Here is a 6,090-nt window from a genome sequence, read left to right as displayed (position 1 = left end):
CGGTGGTCGCCACCGGCATCGAGCCGGCCCTGATCAACGCCAACGCCATCGGCTCGCCGGAGATCGCCCAGACCGAGCAGCGCATCGCCGAGGTCGCCGAGCGCCTGCGCGCCGAGGCCCGGGCCCGGGCCGCCGCCCCGTCGGCGCCCCCCTCCACCGCCTCCTTTCGTCCCGCCGAGGCCCCGGTAGCGCGGGCCCCGGCGCCGGAGCCGGTGGCGCATGCCCCGATCCATGCCCCGCTGCATGTCCAGACCTCGGCGCCCGAGCCGGCCCGGATGGACCTGTCCGCCGCCCACCAGGCCGCCAGCCTGCTGCGCGACGAGGTGCAGATCACCCCGGCCCAGCCGCGCAGCCCGGTCTACGAGCCGGCCCCGGCCCCGGTCGCCACGCACGATCCGTCGATGCCGATGTCCTCCGGCCCGTTCATCCCGCCGTCCCCGGCGGTGGTGCGCGCGCCGCGCATGCCCCGGGTCCAGGACCTGCCGATGCCAGCCCAGAACCAGATCCGGGCCAGCCGCGGCGAGGAGCCGGTGCAGCAGGTGACCCCGGACGCCAAGCGCACCTCGCTGCTGCGCCGTCTGGCCACCGTCGGCTTCGGCGGCCGGCGCGAGGACGAGGCCAGCCACCCGGCCCCGGCTCCGGCTCACGCCCCGGCGGCCCATGTGCCCCAGCCGGCGCCGCGGCCGATGCCCCAGGCTCCGGTGCAGCAGCATCACGCCGCCCCGGCGGCGCCGCGCCAGCCCGCGCCGCAATACGCGCCGCAGGCAGGCTACCCGGCGCAGCCCCAGGGGTACCGCCCGGCGCAAGGAAACCTCGACCCGCAGGGGCGGACGGTGCCGGCCGGCAACCGCATCGATGACGACCAGCTCGAGATCCCGGCCTTCCTGCGCCGCCAGGCGAACTGAGCCAAGCGAACTGAGCCAAGCCAGCCGAGCCAAGCCAACCGAGCCGGATCGGCCCCGCCGGGCCTCCGCCTTTCGGCGGAGCCGGCCGGCGGGCGGCGGTTGCCACGATCCCGCCACGGAAGTGGCCGGTGCCACCCAAAAGACACACCCCGAGGCCGCCCGGCCTCGGGGTTTACGCATTCTTTAAGTTTTTGATCTAGAAGGCGTTTTTGCGAACCGCGTGGGGTCGTTGGGCTGTAACAGATCGTAAGAATCCGTGATTTGGCCGTGCTTTCGAGCGCGACTATAGGTGTCTTACGCACAAGGGCGAAGGCCGCGCGGGACCGCCGGCACGGACACCCACAGGGGCTTCAAGCAACGGACGGATCGCCTCGAACGTGAGCCTGGCAACGGGACACGGTGGTGAGTCGCGGCCGAGGGCTGAGGTAATGAGAACAAGTCAGCAGACGACCCTACGCTCCGCCGCGCCCCTGTCAGGCATCGGCGTCCATTCCGGTAACCCCGTCTCGATCACTCTCCACCCCGCGGAAGCGCATCACGGCATCGCCTTCCTGCGCACCGGCCTCCCCGGAGGCCGGGACCGCCTGATCCAGGCGCAATACGCCCAGGTCGGCGCGACCGAGCTGTGCACCGTCATCGGCAATCGCGAGACCGGTGCCGTCGCCACCATCGAGCATCTGATGTCCGCGCTGTGCGGGCTCGGCATCGACAATTGCCTCGTCGAGATCGACGGGCCCGAGATGCCGATCCTTGATGGCAGCGCCGCCCCCTTCGTGGCGGCGATCGAGGGGGTCGGCACCACCTCCTGCGGCACGCCCCGCCGCTTCATCAAGGTCCTCAGGACCGTCCGGACCGAGAAGGGCCGCGCCTATTCCGAGCTGCGCCCATTCGAGCGCGGCTTCCACCTCGACGTCGAGATCGACTTCGAGAGCCCGGTGATCGGCCGCAGCCGCAAGGCGCTGACCCTGACCCCCGCCGCCTACCGCCGTGAGATCGCCCGCGCCCGCACCTTCGGGATGATGCGTGACGTCGAGCGGTACTGGAAGGCCGGCTTCGCCCTTGGCGCCTCGCTGGAGAACACCGTCGCGGTCGGCGACGGCGGCGTGGTCAACCCCGAGGGCCTGCGCTACCCGGACGAGTTCGTGCGCCACAAGATCCTCGACGCCGTCGGCGACCTGGCGCTGGCCGGCCTGCCGATCCTCGGCGCCTACCAATCCTTCTGTGGCGGCCACGGCCTCAACGTCGCGGTCCTCGGCGAGCTGTTCGCCGACCGGGCCAACTACGCCATCGTCGAGGGGGCTGGCCTCCGTCGCGAGCCGGCCTTCGCCGAGTTCGGCGTCGGCCTCGGCGCCGCGGTCTACGCGCCCGAGCGCTGAATGCCTCCGGCCCCGCGTTGCGGCAGGGCCACATCCGGTCGATTTCGTCGCCGTGGCGCAGCAAGCCGCGGATTCTCCACCGCCTTGCGCCGTCTTGGCGCCCCATTCGCCCGGCACTGTCAGAACATCCCTGACCGACGGTCCCGCGCTGTGGCCGTCATGGGCTTGGCGCGCCGCGCCGGCCTGGGCTAAGGGGCTCGTGGACCAGCGGCCGTACACGCCGCCTGCTTGGGGAAGGACCCGAATGCCGTTCGCCCACCCGCTTCGCGACGCGAAGGTGACCGTTCTGCGGACCGTGCTGCTCGCGGCGTGCGGCCTGGGGCTCGCCGGTTGCGACGCGATCGACTCCATCAACCCGTTCGCATCCGAGAAGTACAAGACCGAGATCGTTCCCGACGTTCCGGCCAACAAGCTCTACAGCCAGGGCCTCGCCAAGCTCGAGGATCGTGACTACGAGGGCGCCACGAAGAAATTCGAGGACCTCGACAAGCAATACGCCTATTCCGACTGGTCGCGGAAGGCGGTGCTGATGACCGCCTACTCGAACTACGAGGGCGGCCGCTACGAGGACGCGATCACCGCGTCGAAGCGCTACCTTCAGCGCCATCCGGGCTCGAAGGATGCGGCCTACGCCCAGTACCTGCTGGCGATGTCGCATTACAAGCAGATCCCGGACGTGACCCGCGACCAGGAGCGCTCCGAGAAGGCTCTGGTGGCGCTCACCGAGCTGGTGCAGAGATACCCGACCTCGGAATACGCTCCCGACGCCAAGGCCAAGATCCAGATCACCCGCGACCAGCTCGCCGGCAAGGAGATGGAGATCGGCCGCTACTATCTCGAGCGGCGCAACTTCCCGGCGGCGATCAACCGTTTTCGGGATGTGGTGAGCAAGTACCAGACCACCCGCCACGTCGAGGAGGCGCTGGAGCGCCTGGCCGAAGCCTACATGGCGCTCGGCATCACCGGTGAGGCGCAGACCGCCGCGGCGGTGCTCGGCCACAACTTCCCCGACTCGCCCTGGTACAAGGATGCCTACAACCTTCTCCAGAGCGGCGGTCTCCAGCCGCGCGAGGAGAAGGCATCCTGGATCAGCAAGGCGTTCCGCGGCGTGATCGGGATGGACACGCGCACCGCCGAGGCGCAGTAAGAGCCGCGCGGCTCACAGTCAGGCATGCGGCCGTGGCGCGCACTCGCGCCGCGGCCCGTTCGTCTGTAGAGACCCACCCCGTTCCCTCTTTCACGTCCCGGCAAGGGTGGCATGCTGGTTCAGCTCGCGATCCGCGACATCGTCCTGATCGATAAGCTCGAGCTGAACTTTCGCGACGGCCTGAGCGTCCTGACCGGCGAGACCGGCGCCGGCAAGTCGATCCTCCTCGACGCCTTCACTCTGGCTTTGGGCGGCCGCGGCGACGGGCGGCTGGTGCGTCAGGGCGAGGCGCAAGGCCAGGTGACCGCAGTCTTCGACGTCCCCGCCGGCCATCCGGCCCGCACCCTGGCCGCCGCCGCCGAGATCGACACCGAGGGCGATCTGATCCTGCGCCGGGTCCAGGTCGCGGACGGGCGCACCCGCGCCTTCGTCAACGACCAGCCGGTCGGCGTTCAGGTGCTGCGCTCGATCGGGGCCGCTCTCGTCGAGATCCATGGCCAGCACGACGACCGGGCCCTGGCGGATTCCTCCACCCACCGGGCGATCCTCGACGCCTTCGGCGGGCTCGGGGCCAAGCAGGCCGCCGTCGCGGAAGCGTCGCGCCGGGTGCGCAAGGCCCGTACCGCCCTCGCCGAGCACCGCGCCCGGGTCGAGGCCGCCCGCAAGGAAGTGGATTTCCTGCGCCACGCCGTCGAGGAACTGGCCGCCCTTGATCCGAAGCCCGGCGAGGAGACCGGGCTGGCCGAGCGCCGCACCGCCATGCAGCAGGGCGAGAAGGTCGCCCGCGAACTCAACGAGGCCCTCGACGCCGTCGCCGGCCAGGGCTCGCCCACCGCTCATCTCTCGGCGGCACTCCGCAAGCTTGAGCGCCGCGCTGCGCAGGCGCCGGGCCTCGTCGAGCCCAGCATCGCCGCCCTCGACCATGCTCTCGTCGCCCTCGACGAAGCCCGTACCAGCCTGGAGGACGCGATCCAGGCGGCGGAGTTCGATCCGCGCGAACTGGAGCGGGTCGAGGAGCGCCTGTTCGGCCTGCGCGCCGCGGGCCGGAAGTACAATGTCGCGGTCGACGATCTCGCCGCCTTGCGCGCGCGCTACGAAAGCGACGTCGCGGTGATCGATGCCGGCGAGGAAGCCCTCGGCCGGCTCGAGGCCGATCTCGCCAGCGCCGACGCGGCCTATCTCGAGAAGGCGCAGGCCCTGAGCAAGGGCCGGCGCAAGGCGGCCGCCGCCCTCGACAAGGCGGTGCAGGCCGAGCTGCCGCCCCTGAAGCTGGAGCGCGCCCGCTTCATCACCGAGATCGCCACCGATCCGGACGCCCGCGATCCGGCTGGCCTCGACCGGGTCGAGTTCTGGGCACAGACCAATCCCGGCACCCGGCCCGGTCCGATGATGAAGGTGGCCTCCGGCGGCGAGCTGTCGCGGTTCATGCTCGCTCTCAAGGTGGTGCTGGCCGACAAGGGCTCCGCCCCGACGCTGATCTTCGACGAGATCGATACCGGCGTCGGCGGTGCGGTGGCCGACGCGATCGGCGCCCGGCTCGCCCGGCTCTCGGCCCGGGTCCAGACCGTCGCGGTCACCCACGCGCCGCAGGTCGCCGCCCGCGCGGCGACGCATTTCCTGATCGCCAAGGAGGCGGTGACGGGCTCGGACCGGGTTGCCACACGGGTGAAGCCCCTGGCGGCGATGCCGCGCCAGGAGGAGATCGCCCGCATGCTGGCCGGCGCGATCGTGACCGAGGAGGCCCGGGCCGCCGCGGCCCGGCTGCTCCAGGCGGCGGAGGCGTAAGCCGGCCTCACGGGCGGGCAGGGCGGCCGGCGATGATGGGGCGGAGCGGTTAAGATCGATGCGTGATCGACGACGCCGCCATCGGCTTCCGCCGGCATGGTAAACGAAGCACGAATGTTAACACTTTCTTTACCATGGTCGACGAGAGTCCTGTGTCTCGGCACGGGTCGGTCTTTCCCTCGGACTCGTGCGACGGTACGGGGCCAGTGGTCCGATGAAACAGGACGTGAGTGCGTGCCGGGAGACCGTTCAGGATCCGGTCATGCCGGCCATCTGCATCGAAGCGCAGCAGCGGCTCGGACAGACGCTGCGCTCGCTCTACGAGCGCACGGTCGATGGCGAGCCCATCCCCCTCGATCAGGTCGACCTGCTGCTGCGCCTGCGGCAACGGGAGCGTGAGTTGAGACGTCAACGCTGACGCGGAGCGACTGCGGTCGGTCCGAGACGGGATCGTGCGTGCAGTCTACTCTGCCATCGGGCAGAGCGGAGGGGCGGAGCCGACATGGCCCCGCTCAGAAGAGCCGGTCCCGCCTGCAACCAGCAGGGGCGGGACTAAGCAGGCTTGCGTTGGAAGGCCAACGCTTCGCCCGCTTAGGTTTTTGTTTTGTCTCAGATTTTTATCGCCGAACCGGTGACCACTTCGGCGAAATCTGCTTAGCAGGGGAGGGCGGTCGGTCAGCGCCGCCGGCGGTCGCGCACGCGCACCGGCACTAATGCCGGAGCCTGCTGCGCCCGCGCCCCGGCGAGCGCGACGGCGCCCGCGAGACCCAGTGCCGTGAGGATGCCGGTCACCACCATCGGCGAGGCCGTCAGAAGACCCGCCAACAGGGCGAGCAGCACGAGGCCGGCACGCAGGGCATTGGAACGGATCATCATA

At 70.6% G+C, this 6,090-nt stretch carries 5 protein-coding genes and 1 pseudogene; 5 read left to right on the top strand and 1 reads right to left on the bottom strand.

What is annotated here, in order from left to right:
- From VP06_RS28130 to VP06_RS28110, 5 genes and pseudogenes are all read left to right on the top strand, one after another.
- Positions 1-905 (top strand): annotated as a pseudogene (locus VP06_RS28130) (cell division protein FtsZ); the annotation flags it as partial.
- A 428-nt stretch (positions 906-1,333) separates the two neighbouring features.
- Complete coding sequence (lpxC, locus tag VP06_RS28125) at positions 1,334-2,281, top strand: UDP-3-O-acyl-N-acetylglucosamine deacetylase (RefSeq protein WP_048467108.1); 948 nt, start codon at positions 1,334-1,336, stop codon at positions 2,279-2,281.
- A 244-nt stretch (positions 2,282-2,525) separates the two neighbouring features.
- On the top strand, positions 2,526-3,428 hold the full coding sequence (locus VP06_RS28120) for an outer membrane protein assembly factor BamD (protein WP_048467107.1): 903 nt from the start codon (positions 2,526-2,528) through the stop codon (positions 3,426-3,428).
- Positions 3,429-3,539: 111 nt separating this feature from the next.
- The gene (gene recN / locus VP06_RS28115; protein ID WP_048467106.1) at positions 3,540-5,213 is read left to right on the top strand and encodes a DNA repair protein RecN; all 1,674 of its coding nucleotides are present in this window, start codon (positions 3,540-3,542) and stop codon (positions 5,211-5,213) included.
- 214 nt (positions 5,214-5,427) lie between these two features.
- Positions 5,428-5,631: a hypothetical protein gene (locus VP06_RS28110; protein WP_048467105.1), complete on the top strand. Its 204-nt coding sequence runs from the start codon at positions 5,428-5,430 to the stop codon at positions 5,629-5,631.
- Between the two features lie 257 nt (positions 5,632-5,888).
- Here VP06_RS28110 and VP06_RS28105 read toward each other — a convergent pair whose 3' ends face one another.
- The gene (locus tag VP06_RS28105; protein ID WP_048467104.1) at positions 5,889-6,089 is read right to left on the bottom strand and encodes a hypothetical protein; all 201 of its coding nucleotides are present in this window, start codon (positions 6,087-6,089) and stop codon (positions 5,889-5,891) included.
- Position 6,090 lies beyond the last annotated feature (1 nt).

Source organism: Methylobacterium aquaticum (genome assembly GCF_001043915.1).
In the GTDB taxonomy this organism is placed as follows: Bacteria; Pseudomonadota; Alphaproteobacteria; order Rhizobiales; family Beijerinckiaceae; genus Methylobacterium; species Methylobacterium aquaticum.
This window is presented reverse-complemented; position numbering and strand designations above follow the sequence as displayed.